We start from the raw sequence: 1,723 nt of genomic DNA on the forward strand, positions 1-1,723 counted from the left end.
AGCAACCGGGCGCGGCGACGTGCGGCCAGGTCGGCGGCCACGGCCCCGCCGACCCCGCCGGCGCCGCCGAACACCAGCAGCGCGGGTGACACGGCCGGCCACAGCGTACCGCCGTCGGACAGCCCCGGATCCGCCGACGTCAGGGGGGCGAGACGCTCCACCAGCCGCGAGCCGTGGCCATGGGAGACCAGCGGAACCCAGGTGCCACCCGGCTCGGCCGCCACGCTCGCCACGGACACCTCGTCGTCCGCCGGCGACAGGCCGGGGAGATCCACGGCCGCGGCGGTCAGCAACGCGGACTCGTGCGGCAGGGATCGCAGAGCGCCGAGCAACGCGCCCTGGAGCGCGGCACCGTGGGAGGGCCGGCCGCCGGGAGCCGCCAGCCCCGTGGTGACGAGGGTGACCGTCGATGGCTGCCCGCGCGTGTCCAGCGCCCGCGCGAGCCGCACCAGCGTCCGCAACCAGCGGCGCACCTCCCGGTGACCGGCCGGGTCCGCCGCCCAGCCCGCACCGCCCACGAGCAGCACGACCCGGATGGAGCCCGCGGGCAGACCGTCCGGCAGTCCACCGCCGTAGGCCACCGCCGCCGGCCGCGGACCGGGCCCACCGCCGGAGGGCCATTGCCGCGCCCAGGACCGGGCGAGCGCATCGGTCGACGCATCGTGCACCAGGATGACGTTCCCCGGGGACGCCTCGACGCCGTGACCGCCGTCCGGCACAGGGGCGGGCACCCATCGTGGGACCAGGGGCCGGGGCGCGGTCGGGGACAGGGGGGCTGTGGGCGCCGGTGCGGGGTCCGGGGATACGAGGCCTGCTGTGGGGGCCGGTGCGGTGGCTGGGGGTGCGAAACGTTCCGTGGATGCCGGTGCGGTAGCCGGGGGTACGAGGCGGTCGGTGGGTACCGGGGCGACGGCCGGGGTGTCGTCCTCCCAGGGCGGCGGCAGCGGGCGGCGGTCGAAGGGGTGACCCGGCAGTGATACCCGCCTGGGCCGGTCAGGGCCGCTCCAGGACGCCGCCCAGTCCACCGGCTCGCCCGCCAGCCATCGCCGTACGAGGGAATCGGGCTCCGGCCTCCCGCCGTCCGGGGTGCCGGACGGGCCGGCGACAGCGGGGTGCGGCCTCCCCTCGGCCAGCGCGAGCAGGGCGTCCCGTGCCTCCCGCGCGTCGCGGACGGTCAGCGCGCACCGTACGGACAGCGCCTCACGCCCCGTCTGCAACGTCCAGGCCCAGGCGGCCAGGGACACCCCGCCGCTGTGCCCGCTCTCGCGCTCCAGACGGTCGGTCAGCCGGCGGGCCAGAACCGGCAGGGCCCCGGGCGTGGCCACGGACAGGGGCAGGACGTAAGGACCCGGACCGTCCGCGGCGTCGGGCATGTCGACCTGCTCCAGGACGACATGCGCGTTGGAGCCCCCGATGCCGAAGGAGCTGACGGCCGCCCGCCGAGGCGCGTCACCCGCCGGCCAGGGCAGGGTGCGTTCGGCGACCCGGAGCACGCCGCCGGACAGGTCGATGGCGGGGTTGAGCCGCGTGAAGTGCGGCATGCCCGGCACCGAAGCGTGCCGCATGGCCAGCAGCGTCTTCACCACCCCGGCGAGACCGGCCGCGCCCTCCAGATGGCCGATGTTGGCCTTCACGGAGCCCACCGCCACCCGGCCGCCGGGCCCCGCCGCCCCGGGCCCGGCCTCCCCGGACGGCGCGCCGTCGGCCTCCAGCGCCGCGCGGA

General features: G+C 77.9%; 1 protein-coding gene. It reads right to left on the reverse strand.

Features of this window, described 5'->3' with window-relative positions; all coding sequences use genetic code 11:
* Positions 1-1,723, reverse strand: a 1,723-nt coding sequence (locus tag CLM62_RS15435; protein WP_306457910.1) for a ketoacyl-synthetase C-terminal extension domain-containing protein, incomplete at both ends; no start/stop codon positions are given.

Origin of the sequence: Streptomyces sp. SA15, from assembly GCF_002291145.1 — a bacterium.
Classification (GTDB): Bacteria; Actinomycetota; Actinomycetes; order Streptomycetales; family Streptomycetaceae; genus Streptomyces.